Here is a 22669-nt window from a genome sequence, read left to right as displayed (position 1 = left end):
AAACGCTCCGTGGTATAACCTTTTCAACTTGAAACTCAAAAATTGAATTAAACGCTCCTCCAAGGAGGGCACTTAAACTATTTAAGATTATGAAAACGATTATAAATACAAAGTTCGCAAAAAAAATACTATTTGCAGCCCTTGCCATAGTATCGGTTCAAGGTTTTTCGCAAGAGGAAGAAGAGAAACCAAAATTCGAATTTACCGGGTCGGTGGATGCTTACTATAGGTCCAACATCACTGCGCCCAACGGAGAAGACGCGATTGCTCCCGAATCATCTTTTGCCAATCTTGATGGGTTCGCTTTGGGCATGGCCAACGTAATTGCTTCCTACGAAGGTGAAAAAGTAGGATTTGTAGGCGATTTGGTCTTTGGGCCTAGGGGAACAGATGCCATTTTTGCCTCCCCCATGTACTCTGCAACAGGGGATATTGTAAACCAATTGTACGTGTACTGGAATGTGAGCGACGCTGTTACCCTTACTTTTGGTAACTTCAATACCTTTTTAGGGTATGAAGTCATCTCACCTGTGGCAAACTTCAACTACAGTACCTCATACTTATTTTCTTATGGACCATTCAGTCATACCGGTTTGAAAGCTGATTTTGATTTGGGCAACGAATGGTCTGCCATGCTTGCCGTGATGAATCCAACCGACCTTACTGAGTTGAACGGCACTGGCGATTATGCAGTAGGAGCCCAATTGGGATATTCTGGTCAGTTCTTGAACCTACTTTATAGCCAAGGTGGATTTGAAATTGACTATACGGGTGGGTTTGATCTGTCCGAGGAATTCTTTTTGGGAATCAATGCTGCACACTTCAGCCAAGAGGATGATGGAGGTAGCTTTACTGGTGTAGCACTTTATCCACAATATAAAACCTCCGACACCTTTACCATTGGTTTGCGCGGGGAATACTTTATGACGGGTGACTTCTTTGGCGATATAGCCGGAATAGGTTCCGATGTTGATGGTGACGGAAGTGTATTGGCACTTACCTTAACCGGAAGTGCCACTATCGGAGATTTAATCCTAAAACCCGAAATTCGATTGGACAGTTCTTCGGAAGATGTCTTTATAGATAATGACAGGGAGGCTACAGGAAGCTTGGCGTCTGTTCTCTTTGCCGCTATCTACTCTTTTTAATCCACACAACCTGAGAATTTTGACAAAAAAGCCTTATTCCTCCGGGATTAAGGCTTTTTTTCAACCTTATAGTCTTTCACTCCTGCTCTCACACTAGTTCTCAAATAGTTTTGCCTTGGCACTAGAGGGCAGGAGTACTTTTTGTTATACACACAATAAGGATTGTAGGCCCTGTTGAAATCAATGACCAATGTATCCCCTTTGGGGATGGACAAATCAATATAACGTCCTCCCCCATAGGTTTCATCACCATTGGTTTCATCCAAAAAGGGTAAGAACAAGTAGTCTTCATATTCTTCTTGGTCCATCAAATCCAAACTCTGGTACACTTCCAATTGATGCATTGTACCATTCAAATTGAAATGGGCAATGCCATAAACCACCTCCAAGGATTTTCGGTCCGTGGTGGTAGGCATTTGAAAAGGCCCAGCATCTGGGGTGCGAACCAATTTTGCTTTTACCATATATGAAGTGTCCGGCTCAAAAAAATCCAATGTTTCAAAATCTTTGCGGTACTTATCGGGCAAGGGAGAGGTTTCGGGGTCACGAATACTCTCGTTAAGCTCCTCTTGAAAATCCACAATGGCTTTAAGTTTTTCAGATTTGTATTCTTTCCGTTCCGTTTGGTCGTGGTATTTTTTTCCACGCCCACAAGCCAAAACCAAAAGCATAAAAAAATAGAGGCGATGTTTCATTGAAACGAAATTTTGATGCAAAGGTATGGGAAAGCACAGTTTATGCTACCTTAGTTGCATGATGAAAAAACACCTCTCCATTTGTCTGCTTCTTGTCTTTTTTGGAGCTTGTGATCAGAAAAAAAAGCAGCAAAGTGCTACAAAACAATCGGAACGTACTCTACCCCATATAAATCCCGATTGGTACAACGTGGGTTTTTTGATTATGGATGGGGTCTACAATACCGAATTCACAGCACCGTATGATATTTTTCAGCATACCCAATACCGTAAAGGGATAAAGGCGATGAACACGTTTGCGATCGCCAACACGCTTAAGCCAATCACTTCGTTTGAGGGAGTTCGTATACTTCCTGATTTTGATTACACCCAAGATTCCATTCCGAGGATTGATATTTTAGTGGTACCCAGTGCTGAGCATCATTTGGATACTGACCTTCAGGATTCTACCATGATCAAGTTTGTCAAGAAGACAAGTCAACATGCATTGTTCGTCACTTCACACTGTGATGGAGCTTTTGTGTTGGCAAAGGCTGGGGTTTTGGACAGTGTGTTCTCGACCACATTTCCTTCTGATATTGAAAAGTACAAGATTATGTTCCCTAACCTCAAGGTTAAGGACAGCGTGCTTTTCGTACATGATGGAAAATTTGTTACTTCTGCGGGCGGAGCCAAAAGCTTTGAAGCCGCACTTTATCTCTGCGAACACCTCTATGGAAAGGAAATAGCAAAATCATTGGCGAAAGGTTTGGTGATTGATTGGGATTTAGAAAAAGTACCCAGTCTTATTCTTCAATGATATCATAGCGGGCGTCCTTTAAATATTTTGACACTACTTTGTTGAATTCTGGCGTAATGCGGAACAAGGCTGTATCTTCCAAATTATAAAGCTTATCCGTGTCTTTAAATCCTTTTTTCAATGCCTCTTCCAGATAAAACAACGCTGTCCCAAAATCCTCATTTTTGGAGCTCAAAGAAATAATGTTGAGATAATAATCAAAATTTTCGGGTTCAAGTACAGTTTTTAGCATATACAAAAAGGCAAGGGCATCCTCATCAATAATGGGTTCGGAGAGTTCAATATTTATGTTATCCACGGCCAGGGCGTTCACAAAATTCTGCAACCGATTACCCATTTGTTTTTCGTAGATGTCTGTGCCTGAGATAAACTTCTCCAGCTCCTGCATTTGGAAGTTCCACCATCCCAAATTGTTGAAATTATGGCTAAGGATATCCTCTTCCATATAATATTGATAGTCCTCTTTAAGTAGTGATTCTTTAAGAAATGCATTGTTCTCGCCACGGCGCATGGCCCTGTACAGTTTATCCCTGCGCAAATCTTTGAGCACGGCACGCAGTGAATCTAAATTCCTATGAGCCCCATAGATGGATGTCATTTCTCCCAAATACTGTTCGGCCAACAACAATTTTCGTCGCTGTATTAAACCGTTCACTTTTTTAACGTCTTCATTGAATGCGCTTTCAACATATGTGGAATCTTTTGGGACAACTCCCTTTGCCATGGCACCCAAAGTCAATAACTGCAAACTTTTTTTAAGATACTCAAGATCAGGCCAAGCTCCTTCTTTTTCGTGCAACAATATTTGGTTTGGAAATTTAAAACGATCTAAAATCTTCTCCACAGCTAACATCGATGTGTATTCAAAATTATTTTTTCCTACAATCCCCACAAAGTGAAAAGGTTGTTTCACGTTCAATAAATCGGTATTGGCAATAGTGGCCGCTATAGAAATGGCTCCACTAACGTTTTTGATGAAAATTGGAACAAGATTTGAAAATCGTGCTCCAGAATTCGCTCCTGCGGTATAAATTCTATTTTGCTGCACCGGAAGTAAGTTTGCAATGTGTTCAATAGTTTTACCGGTGGATACCATATTGGCCGACAGGGAAACAGTATCTGAAATATGTGGTGCAGCCAATAGGTAACCTTCCTGTTCCGCAGCTTGCAAAAACATGGAAAGTGTTCGTTTTTCTTCTCCATTCAAATCGAAGACCATTAATAAAGGCCATTTGCGGTCAGCATTGAATGTAGTCGGCAAATACAGCGAAAAAGTTTCTGGAATAGAATCGTGTATCGACAATCCTTCTAAAATGACCCCTTTCTTTAATGCAATCTGTTGGGAAAATATTCCTTGTACTATAAGAAACTGAAGAATGAACAGTAGGTGTATTTTTTTCATAGCATTTGTCCTTCAAAAATCCGGCCAAAGCAAATTACCTTCACCGTCTTCTTAAATTTACTCCAAATTATTTTATGTCCCTCGTTTTTTTAATCGGTGCATTTTCCACTACGTTGGACAGCACAATATGGGTCCTGCATTCCCCATAAACAATCAACTCATCTATAAATTTCTCCAAATGTGATTGATCCCGCAAAACTACTTCCATGATAATATTTTCGTTTCCAGTAATTCGGTAACAGTTTACCACTTCTTGAAATGATTTTACTTTTTCCAAAAAAGGCTTCAATTTTCCCATAAAAGCCCTCAACATGATAATGGCCTTTAATTGATGACCGACCAAGGTATAAGAAACTTGGGTGTTGTATCCTTTGATAATCCCAAAATCCTCCATCTTCTTTACCCGTTCTGCCACAGCCGGAGAAGTCAAGCCAATTTTGCGTCCAATATGAGCGAAGGACTCCCTGGCATTTTGTTGTAAATGTGCAAGGATTTGCCAATTGAGTGCATCTATTTTCATTTTTAAAGTGAAATGGTTAAACAAATTTACGATTAAAAAGCAAAATCAGCATATCACTTTAAAAAGTAAATCAAGAATAGTGCTGTCGTACGTAATTTTATAATAGAAAATTGCTTAAAGAAAATGGAGGGAAGTTCATTAAATTCTCTTGGTATATATCGCAAATCCTTGGCACTTCGTGATTTGAGCGAAGCCATTGCCATCTATTTTTCCAACAACAAAGAAGTACTGTCATTTCGAAAGGTGGAAAGCTTTCGAAATGATATCACAAAATCCATGTTGACGGATGCCATGCTCATCACCAAAGAAATTGAGCAGGTGACATTGAGTAATTCTTATTCGGTACGGATGAAAAGTTTGACTTTCATTAACATTATGACCCGTAATATTCTAGCCTACTGCAATGGACTCGAAAGGGACGGTGTAAAAGAGAAGGAATACCTCAATTTGCTTCGAAAAGAAATCAAGGTATTTAGATCTTCTTTTAAAAAATGGAGAAAATCAATTCTTAATAGAAACGATTAGACCACTTCTGCTTATTTACATATTTCTTCTATACTGTCCACCCACTTCAAATAAGGCATTGGTAATCTGCCCAAGAGAACAATATTTCGATACCTCCATCAGCTTCTCAAAAAGATTTTCATTCTGAATGGCGGTATTCTGCAAAGCTTCCAACTGGGCAATCGCTTCTTTTTCGTTGCGTTGATGCAAATTCTTCAAGGTCTGGATTTGGTTTTTCTTTTCCTCTTCGGTAGCCCGAATCACCTCGGCTGGAAGTATAGTGGGTGAGCCCTTGGAGCTTAAGAAAGTATTTACTCCAATAATGGGATACGCTCCAGAGTGCTTTAAGGTTTCATAGTGCAAGCTTTCTTCCTGTATTTTGGAACGTTGGTACATCGTCTCCATAGCGCCCAACACCCCACCGCGTTCTGTAATTCGGTCAAATTCCATCAGCACCGCTTCCTCTACCAAATCGGTAAGTTCCTCAATGATGAAGGAACCCTGCATGGGATTCTCGTTTTTAGCCAATCCCAATTCTTTATTGATGATCAGCTGAATGGCCATCGCCCTTCTGACCGATTCTTCCGTAGGGGTCGTAATGGCTTCATCGTAGGCATTGGTGTGCAGTGAGTTGCAATTATCGTAAATGGCGTATAAAGCCTGTAAGGTTGTGCGAATGTCGTTGAAGTCTATTTCTTGGGCGTGAAGACTCCTTCCCGAAGTTTGAATATGGTATTTCAACATTTGTGCCCTTGGATTCGCTCCATATTTTTCCTTCAAGGCCTTGGCCCATATTCTACGGGCCACTCGACCAATTACGGCATATTCTGGGTCAACGCCATTGGAAAAGAAAAAGGATAAATTGGGCCCAAACTTATTGATATCCATCCCACGGCTTAAGTAATATTCCACATAGGTAAAGCCGTTGGAAAGGGTAAAAGCCAATTGCGTTATCGGATTAGCCCCTGCCTCTGCAATGTGGTATCCCGAAATGGAAACAGAATAGAAATTGCGCACCTGGTGTTCAATAAAATATTCTTGAACATCCCCCATCAACCGAAGGGCAAACTCCGTAGAGAAAATGCATGTGTTCTGTGCCTGGTCTTCTTTAAGGATATCTGCCTGTACTGTACCACGAACCTGACTGAGGGTCTCCTTCTTGATTCTTTCATAAACTTCAGCTGGCAACACCTGATCTCCGGTTACACCTAAAAGCATCAGACCCAGGCCATTGTTGCCCTCTGGCAAATACCCCATATAGGCAGGCATTTCATTGCCTGCTTTTTTGAATATCTTCTTTATTTTTTGCTCTACTTCTTTCTCAAGTCCCTTCTGTTTGATGTACTTTTCACAATTTTGGTCGATGGCAGCATTCATGAAAAAGGCCAGTAGCATGGGTGCTGGCCCGTTGATGGTCATACTCACCGAAGTCATGGAGTCGCTAAGATCAAATCCAGAATACAATTTTTTGGCATCATCCAAACAGCAAATGGATACCCCAGCATTTCCGATTTTACCATAAATGTCAGGTCTGTGGTCGGGATCATGACCATACAGGGTAACAGAATCAAAGGCCGTGGATAGCCGCTTGGCCGGCATATCCAAACTTACATAATGAAACCGTCTGTTGGTTCTTTCAGGACCACCTTCCCCTGCAAACATTCTTGTGGGATCCTCCCCTTCCCTTTTAAACGGATACAATCCTGAAGTAAAAGGAAACGCTCCCGGCACATTCTCCTGCAAAATCCAATAAAGTATATCTCCCCACGCCTTATATTTAGGCAAGGCCACTTTAGGGATTTGACTATGTGATAAAGATTCCGTGTGGGTCTTGATTTTTACTTCTTTCCCTCTAACCTTAAAGGTGTAAATTTCAGATTTATATCGATTTATCTTTTCTCTCCATTGCAAAATAGATTCCCAATTGTGTGGATCCAAATCCATCTTTACCTTGTCAAATTCTTTAATCAACAGCGAGCAAAGTGTCTTATCCTGTTCTTCTTTGACCAGAGAAAAAATGGCCGATTCGTTCAATCCTGATTTATCCAAAAAGCGGTTTTCAGCGTTTTCAGCATTTTCATCGAAAAAGGAAGTAATGGTCAAGAAAATTCCATAAAGTCTTTGGGCAATTTTTGCCTGTTGTTCCACTTTATCGTCATAAGCCCTATTGGTCTCTGCAATTTCAGAAAGATAGCGTGTTCTTGCCGGGGGAATAACAAATATTTTCTCGCTCATTTCATTGCGCACCTCAAATTTTGAGCGCAAGGCTGGTCCTGCTTTCGCTGCCAAGATGTCCATCACAGCCACATAAAGCTTATTCATGCCAGGATCATTGAACTGGGAGGCAATGGTACCATAGATAGGCAAGTCTTCACTCTTCGCATTCCAAAGACCATGGTTCCTCTGATATTGTTTTTTCACATCGCGAAGTGCATCCAAGGAACCTCTTTTATCAAACTTGTTAATGGCTACGATATCGGCGAAGTCGAGCATATCAATTTTCTCCAACTGGGTGGCAGCTCCAAATTCAGGGGTCATCACATAGAGTGAGTTATCGCTATGTTCCAAAATTTCGGTATCAGATTGCCCTATTCCCGAAGTTTCCAAAATAATAAGGTCAAAATGAGCTGCTTTTAGCACCTGCACAGCTTCCGAAACATGTTTGGAAAGTGCCAAGTTGGATTGGCGTGTGGCCAAAGACCGCATATAAACCCTATTATCTTTGATGGCATTCATACGAATACGGTCGCCCAACAGTGCTCCTCCGGTTTTACGCTTGGAAGGGTCCACCGAGATAATGCCAATATGTTTTTCAGGAAAATCCAATATAAACCGACGTACCAGTTCATCCACCAAACTCGATTTTCCAGCGCCACCCGTTCCTGTAATGCCAAGCACCGGGGTTTTTCCCGATAGTCTTTCTATTTCTTTTTGATAGGTTTCATAGACATCATGCCTGTTTTCTGCCAAGGATATCAATCGGGCAATGGTGTTGGGATGCTTCTCTCCCAACAAATCGACGAAAGTGTAGTCTTTGGAAACCTGTAGGTCGGGGATTGCATTGTCACAGCGCTGCACCAAATCATTGATCATGCCCTGCAATCCCATCTCACGACCATCATCGGGAGCGTAAATGCGTTCAATGCCATAATCCATCAATTCCTTGATCTCTTCTGGAAGGATTACTCCACCACCGCCACCAAATATCTTGATATGCCCAGCATCTTTCTCCTGGAGCAAATCGTACATATACCGAAAATATTCATTATGACCGCCCTGATAAGAAGTCATGGCAATGGCATGGGCATCTTCTTGAATGGCACAGTTTACAACCTCAGCAACACTTCTATCATGCCCCAAATGGATGACCTCAACCCCAGTTGCTTGAATAATTCGACGCATAATGTTTATTGCAGCATCATGACCATCAAAAAGTGAGGCTGCTGTAACAATTCTGATCTTATGTTTGGGCTGATAGGGTTTGATTTGTTCCATTGACAATAAAACGTCTTTTTTAGCCCTGCAATTTACAGAAAATGCAACTGAAAATTGATTTTGTTTCGAATTTTACAAAAAAATAGCGACGGTTAGATTTCCTTTTTTGATTGTTCTAAATTTATCGGTCAACTTTTGACCATGAAACTCACAATACTCATCCATTGTCCCGACCAATCGGGAATCATACGAGCGGTAACCACTTTCATCTACGAACAAGATGGCAACGTGGTATATCTGGATCAGCATGTGGATAAGCAAGCGGGGGTCTTCTTCATGCGATTGGAATGTGAATTTGAACTGGAACAATCATTGGATAATTTCAGTAGGGAGTTTGAAAAAAAACTGGCGTTCAACTTCCAGATGGATTGGGATATTTACTCTGACGATTACAGACCTCGTATGGCTCTATTTGTTTCCAAGTACAAGCATTGCCTGTATGATTTATTGACCCGACACAGTGCTGGAGAGCTACAAGTCGACATCCCCATTGTTTTGAGCAATCACCCAGATTTGGAACCCATAGCCAATCAGTTTGCCATTCCTTACTATCATATTCCAGTAACAAAAGAAACCAAGGAAGGAGCAGAAGAAAAACAACTTCAACTGTTAAAAGAACATCAAGTGGACTTTATCGTATTGGCTCGATACATGCAGATTGTTTCTCCCACAATAATCAATGCCTTTCCACAAAAAATTATTAACATACACCATTCCTTTTTACCAGCCTTTGCGGGGGCCAAACCGTACCATGCCGCTTTTGAACGTGGCGTTAAAATCATTGGTGCGACCAGCCATTATGTTACTGAAGAACTGGATGCAGGACCCATTATCGAACAGGATGTGGCAAGGGTATCCCATTCCCACTCCATTCAGGATTTAATTGCCAAAGGGCGTGATTTGGAACGTCTTGTACTTTCCCGTGCGGTGCATTTTCATGTAGCACGAAAGACTATAGTGTATAACAACAAAACCGTTGTTTTTTCATAGAAATTCTTCAGGTAGAGTTGCTTTTTTATCGTTTAGCCTTAATTTGAGCACAAATTCTAAACGTTGAATCATGAAACGAATCTTACTTTGCTTTTTGGCATTTCAGTTTTTTGGCTGCACTGAGCTACAACAGGTCGTGAACCAATTGCCTCAGGGAGGACCAGGCATAGGGAATCCTGAAATTGCCCAAGGACTGAGAGAGGCACTTCAGATGGGCATTGACAAACAAGTGAACAAGTTGGCCCTAAAAGACGGTTTCTTTAAAAATGAATTAGTACGAATTCTACTTCCGGAAGAGTTAAAAAAAGTTGATAAGACTTTAAGGGATGTTGGTCTTGGAAATTTGGCAGACGAGGGTTTGCGTATAATCAACCGAGCTGCCGAAGATGCCGTTGGTGAAGCTACACCCATCTTTGTTCAAGCGGTCAAGGGCATCACCTTCTACGATGCCAAGCAAATACTTTTGGGATCGGACAACGCCGCAACGCAGTATTTGGAAAAGTCCACCAAAACCCAATTGTATGACAAATTCAATCCTGTTATTAAAAATTCGTTCCAAAAAGTAGGTGCTGACCAGATTTGGAGCAATATCATAAACAAATACAACAGTCTACCCCTAACCAACGATGTGAATCCAAACCTTACGGACTATACGACCAAAAAAGCCCTTGAAGGTGTTTACCAAATGATTGCCATAGAGGAAAAGGAAATTAGGACAAAAATTTCGTCAAGAACAACAGAATTGTTAAAAAGAGTGTTTGCTTTGCAGGATTAAGTGCTTTTTTTTCAGAATTATGCAATAACCTGAAAACTATGCCGTTATAAATTCAATAAAATGAGGCAATTATAACAAATTGCTAAAGTTAATTTAACCTTAGCCTGAAGGTTAAGGCGGAATTTTGTAACAGAAATTATCTGAGTTAGCATTTTTTTGAGTTAGTTAGTTTAAACCGGTGCGTGCACCGGTTTTTTTTTGTTTCATGTGCAACATATTGATTTTCAACTGTTTTTTTTAACCTTAAAAAATAATAGAATATTATAATAGAGAGGTAAACTATTATCGGGGTTTCCGTTTTTAAGATTTTTTTAACATTTCAAATTTGTTAAATAATTAACTTGAATAAGGCTAATTCGAACTCAAAAATGAGAACTTGGGGTTTTCTATTGATTATTTTATTGTTTTCTCGTACGTCTTTATCTGCTAAGTCGTTCGAGTTTCAAATTGCCAATACCGACAACTCAATCAATACCACCATACCGGATTCCCTTGCATGGGCCGATTATTATTTCAATATCCACAGGTACAAGAAGGCACTTCCTCTATATCAAAAAAATCTTGGCAACACAGAAGAGGAAAGGAAACATATCCTGAAAAAAATGGCTTTAAGTGAGGCCGCATTGGAAAATCCATCTAAATCCATTGAGTACATCTATGAATGTTTCAAGACCGATTTTAATCCCAATTTTTTGTTGAGCGAAGGTTTTGACCCTATTAGAAAAACTGAAGTGTTTCAAAGTATAACCACCAAGCTAATACCAAGGGCCACTCCATGGTCCCTAGTATTTCTTTTTGTGGCATTAATCGGTTTTTACGTTGTATTCATTATCGTTCTGAACAACAAAATTCATCCCACTTCCAGGGGTTTGATTGGTCTGTTTGTGTTCATTCATTCTCTTTTTATTTTGAATATAAGTGTCAACAGGGCAAATTATCTGTTTGAATATCCACATGCCTATTTGATGTCCACTTGGGCCTCCTTTCTGTATGGCCCCTTGTTATACTTCTACTTTAAAACCACTACACAGAAATATCGATTTAAGAAGAGGGATGTTTTACATTTAATACCCACTGTAATACTGCTTGCCTTTTTGGTGGTTGAGGTTTACTCAATGTCGGGAGAAGCGAAAATACGGCTTATGTTGGCAAGGGTTTTCAATGGCTTGAACCCAAGCGATTCCGATAAACTCTTGCTCTTGGTGCTATTAAAAATTGCTTCTCTGGCAATCTATGGATATTTGGTTTGGAAAGTATATCTGAAAAGCAGAATGTTGAAATTATTGAGTCACAAAAACCAAATATGGCAAAAGAACATATACCATATCCATATTTTTTATGTAATAACCTACTCAATCTATGGGATTGTAATTATTAATCAGTTCGATTCTGGGATTCTCTTTGACACCTCGGCAATCGCCATGGCTGCAATGGTGCTTTACGTGGGTTATTCAGCCAACATTCAGCCCGATGTTTTCAACGGGGCCTATTCTTATATAAATAGGTTGTTTCCGAAGTATCAGAAATCCGGACTTACCCCAAGCTTGTCCTTAGAGCTCAAAGAGAATTTGCTTGATCTTTTCGCCAACGAAAAAATTTATAAGGAAAACAATATAAGTTTGGATATGGTGGCCCTAAGACTCAATACTACCCGCCATAATGCTTCACAAATCATTAACGAGCATTTTAATGTCAGTTTTCACGAATTTGTGAACATCTACCGTATTAAAGAGGCCAAACAGCTTCTGCTAGATAAGAAGGCGCGAAGTCTCAACATAATCAATATAGCCTACGAAGTCGGCTACAATAACAAAGTAACTTTTAATAAAGCATTTAAAAAAGATACACAACTAACTCCATCCCAGTATCAAAAAAGTGTATTGAAATCGTAGTCGGATGAATACTAAATGGTAAAGGTTTATAAGATTTCGCCCGTGGTACCTGCCGGTTTCTTACTTTCATTTTGAACAGCCCAAGGGAATTGACCGAGATTGCACTCTCAGTTTTTGGGTAAATGGTTGAATTAGTCTTCAATATGACCCCGATGGGCTGTTTTTTTCATTTTAAGCCGAACAGACCCTACCTTTTATCAAACGGTTCATTTTTTATTTATAGAATGTTAATCCGAACGGCAAATGGGCTACAATTGTTAAATTTTAGACAAAGTGCTTGATTTTTAGATGAATACGCACATACCCGCTAAACTTTTCAGTGCTTTTCAACGTATCTTTGATATAACAAATCTTAAGTTATGAATAATCAGTATTGCAAGGTAGGGACTGTTACTCCGATAACCCACGGAAATCAAGCCATTGCCGCTTTGGAATTTAGGTATCGTGCTTTTTTGGAAAAAGCCAAGGATGCCACTTATGCAAACACCAAGTTGGGTGATTTTTTTAAACAAAAGGCTGAGGCATTCAAAAATATTCTGGATAGCTTAAGCTAAGCTATTAGGCTGGCCCTTTTCAATTCCACTTCCATATGCTGCTGCAAGGCTTTCGCTTGCCGCTGGGCCATTATTGCAAAATCTTCACCTTGGGAGGCATAAAGTATTCCCCGTGAAGAATTTATCAAAAGACCTATATCCTTGTTTAAACCGTGTTGGCAAACCTGCTCCAAGCTTCCTCCTTGTGCCCCCACTCCAGGAACCAAAAGAAAGCTATCCGGGATAATATTTCTGACATCTTTCAGATAATCAGCTTTGGTAGCCCCTACCACATACATGAGCCTGTTTGAATTTTTATAGGTTTTTGAAACTGTCAGGACTTCCTTGTACAATTCATGCGCTCCCACATTTTTGGTTTGAAAATCAAAAGCTCCCTTGTTCGATGTGAGTGCCAACAGAATGGTATGTTTATCTTCAAATTGCAAAAAGGGTTCCACCGAATCCCTACCCATATACGGCGCAATGGTTAGGGAATCAAAATTCAAGGTTTCAAAAAATGCTTTTGCATAGCGTGTAGAGGTATTGCCAATATCTCCTCTTTTCGCATCTGCAATGGTAAACAGTTCGGGGTGATTTGTATTTAAATACTCCATGGTGCGTTCCAAGGATCTCCACCCTTTTAACCCATAGGCTTCATAAAAAGCTATATTGGGTTTATAAGCCACACAATAAGGATGGGTAGCGTCGATAATCTCCTTATTGAAAGCGAAAATAGGGTCTTCCTCTTTAAGAAGATGCTTGGGTATCTTATCCAAATCAGTATCCAAGCCCACACAGAGAAAGGACTTCTTTTTACGTATCTGGGAAATTAAATGTTCTATTTTCATGGTTAGGGCCTAAAAAATCTCCGAGGCCTCTTTTAGCTTTTCGGTATTCTCCACCAACATCAACTCATCAATGATTTTTTGGATATCCCCATTAATAATGTTTTGCAAATCATATAGGGTAAGGCCTATTCTATGGTCTGTTACCCTACCTTGGGGATAATTGTAGGTCCTAATCTTGGCAGAACGATCGCCGCTGCTTACTTGGGAATTACGCTTTGCAGCATCTTCGGCCTGTTTTTTAGCCAATTCCATATCATACAATCTGGACCTTAACACCTTAAATGCCTTGTCCTTGTTCTTATGCTGTGATTTTTCATCCTGACATTGGGCGACCAATCCCGTGGGGATATGGGTTAACCGCACTGCAGAGTATGTGGTGTTTACCGATTGCCCTCCGGGGCCTGAGGAGCAGAAATAATCTATACGAACATCCTTTGGATCTATTTGAACATCAAAATCCTCCGCCTCTGGAATCACCATTACCGTTGCTGCACTGGTATGCACTCTTCCTTGGGTCTCCGTTTGCGGAACACGTTGCACTCGGTGCACACCGGCTTCAAACTTAAGTGTACCGTAAACATCTTCACCGCTAACTTCAAAATGGATTTCCTTGTAACCCCCGCTAGTACCTTCACTCAAATCAATAATGTTGGTTTTCCACCCTTTGGATTCACAATATTTGGCGTACATGCGATAAAGGTCACCAGCAAAAATGCTCGCTTCATCACCTCCGGTTCCCGCCCTGATTTCCATAACAACATCTTTTTCGTCCTCAGGGTCTTTGGGAATCAAAAGAAATTTAATCTCTTCCTCCAATTTGGGCATTGCGCTTTTCGCTTCCTCCAACTGCATTTTGGCCATTTCCAACATTTCGGCATCACTGCCATCTGAAATGATCTCCTCTGCCTCGTTGATATTGTTGACGAGTTCAATATACTGATCGCGTTTATCAGAAAGAATTTTCAGGTCCTTATATTCTTTATTCAGTTTTACATAGCGTTTTTGGTCCGAAATGATATCAGGCTGAATAATAAGGTCTGAAACCTCATCAAAACGTTGTTTTACAATATTGAGTTTGTCAAGCATAGATCAAGCTGCGTTAAGAACGCAAATTTACGATTTTTGGATGGATTGAAACCCGCAGGGAATCAATCAATTGCCCACAAAAGTGGTTCCCAATGTGATGATGTAAGCATTGAGTCCGTCACTACGATCATACTGGCTAAGACGCAGATCTATGGTTTTTAACCCAAAGTTGAAGATTTTAGCACTGGTAAAGATATCCTTGTACTGTATTCCCAAACCATATTGGTGTGCATCATATTTGGACAGGTCATAGTCCGAGGTATAAAACTCGAATGTGGACAGAGCTGTTTCCTTGGGATAGAAATAATCTGCTGCCGTCTGGGTATAGTACCTATATATTGGGTAGAGCGTAAACCTATCCGTTAATTTAAAAGGAATTTCTAAACTTGCCGTATGTGAAGTTATGCCCCAATCATCCCAATAGAAACGATAATAGGCACGCAAAATCACCAAATCATTTAGATAATAGTTCAATCGCCCTCCAAAGGGAATTTTAAATCTGCTATCGGGTAAATTTTCCACGTTGTCGGCCAATTGAAACTCATCGATGAAAAAATCTTCCAAGTCGGAAAAATATACCCGTTGAAAAGGCGTGCTCAACAAACCGCTCTGCGATACCACATCCATAAAAATAGCCCCCTGCAGTTTTTTACCCAAAATTTGTGATAAGCCCAACGAAAGGGAATAGGTATTTCTGTTTTCCTTGTCAAATTCACTGAAATTAGGAGAATACGTTCCATTTCCAACAATCCGATCATCAAAAAATCCTTCACGGAGTTCTATGGGGTATATAGCATTCCACTTATCCAAAAACACGCGTCCGCTCAAAGTGATTTCCGTGTTCTTTTCGTTGAACAACCTGGTATAACTACCCCCAAAACCAATGGAAAAGTAGTCGTACTCCGATGAAAAATAAGCATTTGCGCTCCAGATTGAGTTTCGGTCTTCCGAACTATGTTGGTAACTAGGATTAATATAGGCCAACATGTCTTTTCTGGATTCCCCTGAAGAGGCATCAAAAGGATTGGCGCCCAAACCTCCATCCAAAGGATTTACATTGCTGGAAGAGGCCGAAGTATATGCGGACAAACCCACATCAACCGTTAATATGTCATCTTCATTCATGGGCATGCGCAAGACTATGGTAGAAGTGGCATCCGTCAAAGCTTCCGTGCCCTCCCCTCCCGTTACGGCAGCATTTGAGCCATCTTGATCATAATAACTGAACAAAAGGTCAATCTCACTGGACTCCAATACCCTTTTTGTATAGGACACATCCGTCTGTTGGGCCCAGCCCAAGAAGATCGATAAAAAGAGGGCCATTGGAAAAAGGAACGACTTTAGACGGTACTGTTGGGCCCTTTGGACTTTGATTAACTCAGTATTAATTACACCCACAACCGCCTCCTATTTTACCTCCATTGGCTCCAGCGGAAGCCTCTCTGTAAATATGGAAATTGGTCTCAAAACGCTCACACATTTTTGCCCTCAAATCCATTTCGGGGTCATTGAGATAGACTTTCTCATATTCTCGTACAACGACACAAGAGCTCGCAAAAAGTATGATGAACATAAAAACTATCAACTTGGACATACGCCTAATTTACTGATTTGTATCAAACATAATCCCTGAACTCCTATGTATTTTGTTTTCCGAATCAACAACTACTACCTCTACCCCATCCATTTGGTTAACCAGGTGTATGCCGGTGTCCTTGCCCATAATGAACACAGCCGTGGCAAGTGCATCGCACAGTTCCGCCTGTTTTGCAAAAATGGTGACACTATTTATTCCGCTTGTGGGATATCCGGTTCTTGGATCAATGATATGGGAATATTTCCTTCCGTCGAACATGAGATATTTCTCATAATTTCCGGATGTGGCCACCGATGATTCCACTACTGGCAGCCAACTGAATACCTTGTCCTTGCTCAATGGATTTGCAATGCCCACCAACCATTTTTCTCCGGTGGCCTTGGTGCCCCAAGTGGTTAGGTCACCAGAGGCATTGATAATACCTCCCTTTACTTGTTTTGAAACTAAAAGCGCCTTTGCCATGTCAGCGGCATAGCCTTTTCCTATTGCTCCGAAACTGATGCGCATGTCACGTTCCATCAAAAAAACGGTTTGCTCCTTTGGATTAAGTATTATGTTTTCATGACCCACTTTGGCCACAGATGATCTAATCTGCTCTTCTGAAGGTATTTTATCCATAGTACCATCAAACTTCCAGATCTTATCCATGGAGGCATAGGAAATATCAAAGGCCCCGTCCGTTATTTCCGAAATCTTTTTTGAACGTTCTATCAATCCATAAAGTTCTGGACTAACCTTAACTGGGTTCAATCCAGCATTTTTATTGATTTGGGATGTCTCTGAATCATCATCCCATGATGAAATCATTTTTTCTATGCGCTCAATTTCAGAAACCGCTTCATCAATGTTGATGTACCCTATTTCCTCATTCGGCGCCACTACGGTAATCTCGAACCGGGTTCCCATCAACTTCAAGGTCTTCTTTACGGTAACGCTGCCTTCTTGTCCTCGGGACATTAAGCCAAAAAAACAACATAGAAGGACAGCTAGCGATTTCATTGTATAAAACTGTTTAGCAAAGAAATATATTTCTCGGGTGCCGGCTTAGCATAAAAATCAGCCGCGCCCAAGACCCGTTGTTCCTTATCCAAGACCACCACAAGTGGAAAATGGCCCCTAGGATTATATTTTTCTGCCAACGATTTGTTCACGCTCAATTTCTCCAATGGCAATTGATTCTTTTTTTTCCTTGGAAAATCTGCGTTGTACAATACATAATGGTCGGATGCGTAGCTCTTGAACTCTTCAGAATCTAGAATGTGCTTTTTCAATCGGATACAGGGTGCGCACCAATCTGATCCCGAGAAAACCAGCACAATGGGCTTGTTTTCATCCTTGGCTTGGTTCACGGCATCTTCAAAGCGTTCTTGCCATAGTTGAGCATGCAGCGCTCCTATGTAGAAAAAACAGAGTACGGGCAAGAACTTCTTCATAGTGCGCGGATTAAAGACTACTCAAATACCCTCAAAGTGGACCCTTCAAGCTCCAGATTATAAATTTTAATGGGTTTGGCGGGATTGCTGTCAACCTGATTCAAAGGGGTTCCATCTTGGGCAAATCTGGAGCCGTGCACATCGCAATAAAAAATTCCACCGTCTTGATCAACAAATCGGACCTGATCATAGGATTGATGGCTGCATACTTGGCTTGCTGCCACAAAATCCCCTTCCAGATTTTTAGCCACTACCACTAAATTTTTAAGGATAAAGCCTCCATTGGCATTTAGGGGCTGGGCCTCTTCCGAATTAAGGTCTATAGTGAAATCGACTCCTGTGGGTTCTTCCACAATATCGCCGTCTATTTCATCCTTGGAACAGCCCTGTAAACAAGGGAATGTAAGGGCAAAGGCTGCGCCTGCACCCAAACTTCTTAGGAATTCTTTTCTTTCCATAGCGTGAGGTTTAAATAAAGAACGATAAAATAAGGGGAATCGTATGCTAGTATTCAAACGTTCCGTACTCGCTTTGGATGGTCAATCTCTTATTTTCTGAGGATGCCACACGGCCAATGATTTGTGCATCCACATCAAAACTTTTAGAAATGGCGATAATATCTTCCACCACCTCCTTATCCACGTACAATTCCATACGGTGGCCACAATTGAAAACTTGGTACATTTCCTTCCAATCTGTTCCAGACTGTTCCTGTATCAACTTGAACAATGGAGGAATCTCGAACATATTGTCTTTGATAACGTGGAGGTGCTCCACAAAGTGTAGGATTTTGGTCTGGGCACCGCCACTGCAATGGACCATGCCATGAATTTCAGTAGCAGAATACTTTTCCAATACTTTTTTGATAATTGGAGCATAGGTCCGCGTTGGTGACAACACCAATTTCCCAGCATCCAAAGGCGAACCAGGAACGGCATCCGTCAATCTTGCGTTTCCAGAGTAAATCAATTCCTCAGGAACGGAAGCATCAAAACTTTCAGGATATTTCTTCGCCAAATAATTCCCAAAAACATCATGCCGGGCAGAGGTAAGTCCGTTACTGCCCATTCCGCCATTGTACTCAGTTTCATAGGTGGATTTTCCAAATGAGGCCAAACCAACAATCACATCACCAGCGTTAATGTTGGCATTGTCGATTACCTCAGCCCTTTTCATTCTTGCTGTTACTGTAGAGTCCACAATAATGGTTCGAACCAAATCGCCAACATCGGCAGTTTCACCTCCCGTGGAATGGATAAGGATACCGTGGTTCCTTAAATCGGAAATGAGCTCCTCCGTACCGTTGATAATGGCCGAAATCACTTCTCCTGGAATCAAGTTTTTATTCCGGCCAATGGTGGAGGACAACATTATGTTATCAGTGGCACCGACGCAAATCAAATCATCCACATTCATGATAAGCGCATCTTGCGCAATTCCTTTCCATACCGAGAGGTCACCAGTTTCTTTCCAATACATATAAGCCAATGAGGATTTGGTCCCTGCGCCATCGGCATGCATAACCAGACAATGTTCCTTGCTCCCTGTTAAATAATCGGGTACGATTTTGCAGAAAGCATTGGGAAATAATCCTTTATCAATGTTCTTTATGGCATTGTGCACGTCTTCCTTGGCGGCTGAAACCCCACGTTGTGCATATCTTTTACTGGTATTTGAAGACATAAAAGTGGTTTAGACAAAAATAGGGAAACTGGACACTATTCCCACCGTTTTATATAATACTTGTGGGTATAACACCGAGCCAATCTTTTTGCCAAATTTTTTGGGTAGTGGCCTGGTCCATGTTCCCTCCCGAAATGACAACGAGCACACGCTTTTTGGTTTTCTTTGTCCCCAGCCATCTTCTTACCGCTTCCATGCTCATGGCACAAGTTGGCTCAATTCTACATTTTAGGAGATGTGTTAACCACTGGGTCCAATAAACGATATGATGTTCTTCTATTTCAAAGAAATCATCAAGCTGTTTCAAGTATTCAAAGGTGATGTCTCCAACAGCCATGGTCATGGCACCATCGGCCAATGTATTCGGTACTGTCGACAAACGCTGAATGCTTCCCTTTCGTAAAGATTCAGCAGCATCATTCGCATTTAAGGGCTCAACGCCAATAACTTGTGTTTTTGGTGACAACCCTCTTGTCGCTATCAAGGATCCTGACAACAAACCTCCCCCTCCGCATGGTGCAAAGACGGCATCAACGTTCTCCAAGTCCCGCAGTGACTCATAAACCGCAGTACCTTGACCACAAATAACCTGGTTATGGTTGAAAGGAGGAATCCAATACACACTCTTTTCGGAGGCTGCCTCTTGCACCTTTTCATCTGTAATGATTCGTGTTTTGCTCAAAACAACCTCAGCACCGTAAGATTTGGTGGCCTGTATTTTTATTTTGGACGAATATTCGGGCATAAAAATGGTTACCGGAATGCCAAAGCTGCTTGCTGCATAAGCTACTGCCTGAGCATGGTTTCCTGAACTGTTTGCTACGATTTTACTGGGTCGATTTCCTTGTTCCTTTAGCCAAGCTATGGTATTGCATGCACCTCTGGCCTTGAATGCTCCTATCTTTTGAAAATTTTCTGCCTTGAAAAAAATCTCATGCCCCAACCACTGGTTTAAAAGTGATGAGGTTAGAATAGGTGTTTTATTGATATATGGTCCTATTCGGCTTCGGGCCTTTTTTATGTCATCCAGCTTTAAACTCACATGGCATTATTTTGCAAATAATAGTTCCCGGTATTTCGCAAACGGCCATAGGTCATCAGCGATGAGTTTTTCCAGCTTGTCGGAATGTGACCGTATGGAATCAAAATAAGGTTTTACATTGTTGCAATAAGCCTGCGCTTTTTTATTGATGGTCGCTAGACTGTTCGCACTTTTTCTGGCTTCGATCATTTCATCCGTTAATTTTTTGACCGCAACAACATGCTCTCCAATTTGCTCCAAAATGTTCAACTGGCTCTCCGCTACTTTCTTGTGGGCCGCTCCATATACCTCCTTTAGATTGTTAATGTTCTCAAGAAGCAAATTTTGATATCGAATCGCAGCCGGTAAGATATGGGTGTAAATCATTTCGCCCAATATTCTTCCTTCAATCTGAATATGCATCACATAAGCTGCAAGTTCCACCTCCTGATGTGCGCGAAGCTCCACTTCGTTCATCACATCCATCTCCTTGAAAAGTGCTACGCTTTCTTTTGATGTAAGCACTTGAAGTGCCTCTGGTGTATTTTTATTGTTGCTAAGTTTACGCCGGCGTGCTTCTTCCTGCCATTGCATTCCATAGCCGTCACCTTCAAACCGTATTCGTTTGGAGCTCTTGATGTATTCTCGCAAGATGTTGAAAACAGCTTCGTCCTTTTTTAGCTTTTTTTTATCGATGAGTGCATCAACTTCTTTCTTGAACTGCTTTAGCTGTTTGGCCACAATGGTGTTTAAGACCGTCATGGGTTTGGCACAGTTCATCTTGGCGCCCACTCCGCGCATTTCAAATTTGTTTCCCGTGAAAGCAAAAGGTGACGTCCTGTTCCTGTCGGTGTTATCCAGCAAAATTTCTGGGATTTTCCCAACTACATTGAGTTTTAATTCCGTTTTTTCTTCAGGGGACAACTTTCCTTTGGAAACCCCTTCCAATTCATCCAGTACATCACTCAATTGTTTACCAATAAATATGGAAAGAATGGAGGGAGGCGCCTCGTTGGCACCCAACCGATGATCATTACTGGCTGATGCAATGGAAGAGCGCAATAATTCTTCATAGGTGTCCACCGCCTTAATGGTATTGACAAAAAAGGTTAAAAACTGAAGGTTTTTCATGGGTGTGGAACCTGGACTTAGCAAATTCACCCCTGTATCGGTTGCCAAGGACCAGTTGTTGTGTTTTCCAGAACCATTGATTCCAGCAAAAGGTTTTTCATGGAAAAGCACCATAAAACTATGGCGGTCGGCAATCTCCTCCATAACATCCATCAACAAAAGGTTATGGTCTACCGATAGGTTGGCCTCCTCGAAAACGGGAGCCAGTTCAAATTGGTTTGGAGCCACTTCATTATGACGGGTCTTAACAGGAATTCCCAGTTTAACCGATTGCTTTTCCAGATCGCTCATAAAACTTAACACCCTTGGTGGGATAACTCCGAAGTAATGATCATCCAACTGTTGTCCTTTCGCAGCTGGATTTCCTACCAAAGTTCTTCCAGTCATCACCAAATCGGGCCGGGACCTTGCCAACTCTTTGTCGACTAGGAAGTATTCTTGCTCCCAACCTAAAGTAGCATGAACTTTCCTTACATTTTTGTCAAAATATTGGGCCACCCCAGTAGCTGCTTCGTCCATCGCATGCAAGGCTCTCAACAACGGTGCTTTGTTATCCAAAGCCTCTCCGGTATAGGCCACAAAAATGGTAGGTATGCACAATGTTGTTTTATAAATAAAAGCTGGTGAAGTAGGGTCCCATGCAGTGTATCCACGGGCTTCAAAGGTGTTTCGAATGCCCCCACTGGGAAAACTTGAAGCGTCTGGTTCTTGCTGAACCAATTGGGACCCGCCGAATTTTTCCATGGCACGCCCGTCTGAAATTATGTCAAAAAAAGCATCGTGCTTTTCGGCCGTTGCCCCGGTCAAAGGCTGAAACCAATGCGTATAATGGGTAGCTCCCATAGAAAGTGCCCAAGCTTTCATCCCTTCGGCCACTTGATCGGCAATCTTTCTATCTATCTTACTGCCTTGAAAACTAGCTGACTTCACATTATCAAAAGCCTCACGGGTTAAAAACTGAAGCATCTTTTCTTCATTGAAAACCTGCTGTCCAAACAGCTCAGAGCGTTTTCCCATTTCTTCAATTTGGGTATGTTCTCTTCGAAGGCTCTTTTTGAGGGCTTCAAATCTCATATTTGGCATAGTTGTCTATTTATTTTGCAAAAATACAATTAAC

Annotated in this window: 21 protein-coding genes; 7 read left to right on the top strand and 14 right to left on the bottom strand. The window is 41.3% G+C overall.

The annotated features are described in order from the left end of the window. The first annotated feature begins 89 nt into the window (after positions 1–89). Positions 90–1148, top strand: coding sequence for an outer membrane beta-barrel protein (locus GTQ34_RS00165; protein ID WP_166521741.1), 1059 nt, complete (start codon positions 90–92; stop codon positions 1146–1148). Between the two features lie 47 nt (positions 1149–1195). Here the strand turns inward: GTQ34_RS00165 and GTQ34_RS00160 are convergent, their stop codons facing one another. Further along, positions 1196–1843, bottom strand: a complete 648-nt coding sequence (locus tag GTQ34_RS00160; protein WP_166521740.1) for a DUF1684 domain-containing protein — start codon at positions 1841–1843, stop codon at positions 1196–1198. Between the two features lie 61 nt (positions 1844–1904). Between GTQ34_RS00160 and GTQ34_RS00155 the strand changes: the two genes are divergently transcribed. Then, entirely contained in the window at positions 1905–2642 is a 738-nt protein-coding gene (locus GTQ34_RS00155; protein ID WP_166522732.1) for a DJ-1/PfpI family protein, read from the top strand. On the opposite strand, the gene GTQ34_RS00150 is transcribed toward GTQ34_RS00155, so the two are convergent. Both GTQ34_RS00150 and GTQ34_RS00145 read right to left on the bottom strand, forming a co-directional pair. Further along, positions 2629–4044, bottom strand: a complete 1416-nt coding sequence (locus tag GTQ34_RS00150; protein WP_166521739.1) for an alpha/beta hydrolase — start codon at positions 4042–4044, stop codon at positions 2629–2631. The two genes, GTQ34_RS00155 and GTQ34_RS00150, sit on opposite strands and share 14 nt — an antisense overlap. A 67-nt stretch (positions 4045–4111) precedes the next feature. After that, on the bottom strand, positions 4112–4564 hold the full coding sequence (locus tag GTQ34_RS00145) for an Lrp/AsnC family transcriptional regulator (RefSeq protein ID WP_166521738.1): 453 nt from the start codon (positions 4562–4564) through the stop codon (positions 4112–4114). 123 nt (positions 4565–4687) lie between these two features. Between GTQ34_RS00145 and GTQ34_RS00140 the strand changes: the two genes are divergently transcribed. Further along, positions 4688–5089, top strand: a complete 402-nt coding sequence (locus GTQ34_RS00140; protein ID WP_166521737.1) for a TIGR03643 family protein — start codon at positions 4688–4690, stop codon at positions 5087–5089. 15 nt (positions 5090–5104) lie between these two features. Here the strand turns inward: GTQ34_RS00140 and GTQ34_RS00135 are convergent, their stop codons facing one another. Continuing rightward, positions 5105–8563 carry a methylmalonyl-CoA mutase family protein gene (locus GTQ34_RS00135; RefSeq protein ID WP_166521736.1) on the bottom strand — a complete coding sequence of 1153 codons (3459 nt, stop codon included), beginning with the start codon at positions 8561–8563 and terminating at the stop codon, positions 5105–5107. Between the two features lie 141 nt (positions 8564–8704). On the opposite strand from GTQ34_RS00135, the gene purU reads away from it, so the two are divergent. The 4 genes from purU to GTQ34_RS00115 all read left to right on the top strand — a co-directional run bounded on the left by purU (position 8705) and on the right by GTQ34_RS00115 (position 12774). Continuing rightward, positions 8705–9553, top strand: a complete 849-nt coding sequence (purU, locus tag GTQ34_RS00130; RefSeq protein WP_166521735.1) for a formyltetrahydrofolate deformylase — start codon at positions 8705–8707, stop codon at positions 9551–9553. A gap of 70 nt (positions 9554–9623) precedes the next feature. Then, positions 9624–10328: a DUF4197 domain-containing protein gene (locus tag GTQ34_RS00125; protein ID WP_166521734.1), complete on the top strand. Its 705-nt coding sequence runs from the start codon at positions 9624–9626 to the stop codon at positions 10326–10328. A gap of 368 nt (positions 10329–10696) precedes the next feature. Further along, a complete protein-coding gene (locus GTQ34_RS00120; protein WP_166521733.1) occupies positions 10697–12220 on the top strand; it encodes a helix-turn-helix domain-containing protein in 1524 nt (507 codons plus the stop codon). Between the two features lie 359 nt (positions 12221–12579). Continuing rightward, entirely contained in the window at positions 12580–12774 is a 195-nt protein-coding gene (locus GTQ34_RS00115; RefSeq protein WP_166521732.1) for a hypothetical protein, read from the top strand. Here GTQ34_RS00115 and pyrF read toward each other — a convergent pair. The 10 genes from pyrF to GTQ34_RS00065 all read right to left on the bottom strand — a co-directional run bounded on the left by pyrF (position 12771) and on the right by GTQ34_RS00065 (position 22635). Then, positions 12771–13601, bottom strand: coding sequence for an orotidine-5'-phosphate decarboxylase (pyrF, locus tag GTQ34_RS00110; protein WP_166521731.1), 831 nt, complete (start codon positions 13599–13601; stop codon positions 12771–12773). The two genes, GTQ34_RS00115 and pyrF, sit on opposite strands and share 4 nt — an antisense overlap. A gap of 9 nt (positions 13602–13610) precedes the next feature. After that, complete coding sequence (gene prfA, locus GTQ34_RS00105; protein ID WP_166521730.1) at positions 13611–14687, bottom strand: peptide chain release factor 1; 1077 nt, start codon at positions 14685–14687, stop codon at positions 13611–13613. Positions 14688–14753: 66 nt separating this feature from the next. After that, complete coding sequence (locus GTQ34_RS00100) at positions 14754–16010, bottom strand: DUF3570 domain-containing protein (RefSeq protein ID WP_166521729.1); 1257 nt, start codon at positions 16008–16010, stop codon at positions 14754–14756. 61 nt (positions 16011–16071) lie between these two features. Then, complete coding sequence (locus tag GTQ34_RS00095) at positions 16072–16281, bottom strand: DUF4266 domain-containing protein (protein ID WP_166521728.1); 210 nt, start codon at positions 16279–16281, stop codon at positions 16072–16074. Between the two features lie 9 nt (positions 16282–16290). Further along, positions 16291–17283, bottom strand: a complete 993-nt coding sequence (locus GTQ34_RS00090; protein ID WP_166521727.1) for an FAD:protein FMN transferase — start codon at positions 17281–17283, stop codon at positions 16291–16293. Further along, positions 17280–17717, bottom strand: a complete 438-nt coding sequence (locus GTQ34_RS00085) for a thioredoxin family protein (RefSeq protein WP_166521726.1) — start codon at positions 17715–17717, stop codon at positions 17280–17282. The genes GTQ34_RS00090 and GTQ34_RS00085 overlap by 4 nt, the downstream gene beginning before the upstream one ends. Before the next feature lie 17 nt (positions 17718–17734). Then, positions 17735–18175 (bottom strand): QcrA and Rieske domain-containing protein, encoded by a 441-nt coding sequence (locus GTQ34_RS00080; protein WP_166521725.1) that lies wholly within the window; start codon positions 18173–18175, stop codon positions 17735–17737. 46 nt (positions 18176–18221) lie between these two features. Continuing rightward, positions 18222–19400, bottom strand: a complete 1179-nt coding sequence (locus GTQ34_RS00075; protein WP_166521724.1) for an AIR synthase related protein — start codon at positions 19398–19400, stop codon at positions 18222–18224. A gap of 49 nt (positions 19401–19449) precedes the next feature. Then, positions 19450–20442 (bottom strand): serine/threonine dehydratase, encoded by a 993-nt coding sequence (locus GTQ34_RS00070; protein WP_166521723.1) that lies wholly within the window; start codon positions 20440–20442, stop codon positions 19450–19452. A 6-nt stretch (positions 20443–20448) separates the two neighbouring features. Next, positions 20449–22635 (bottom strand): glutamine synthetase III family protein, encoded by a 2187-nt coding sequence (locus tag GTQ34_RS00065; protein ID WP_166521722.1) that lies wholly within the window; start codon positions 22633–22635, stop codon positions 20449–20451. Between the last annotated feature and the right edge of the window lie 34 nt (positions 22636–22669).

The sequence above is a fragment of the Flagellimonas ochracea genome, assembly GCF_009903685.1.
In the GTDB taxonomy this organism is placed as follows: Bacteria; Bacteroidota; Bacteroidia; order Flavobacteriales; family Flavobacteriaceae; genus Flagellimonas; species Flagellimonas ochracea.
The sequence above is the reverse complement of the archived record's forward strand: the minus strand, read 5'-3'. Positions and strand labels throughout refer to the sequence as shown.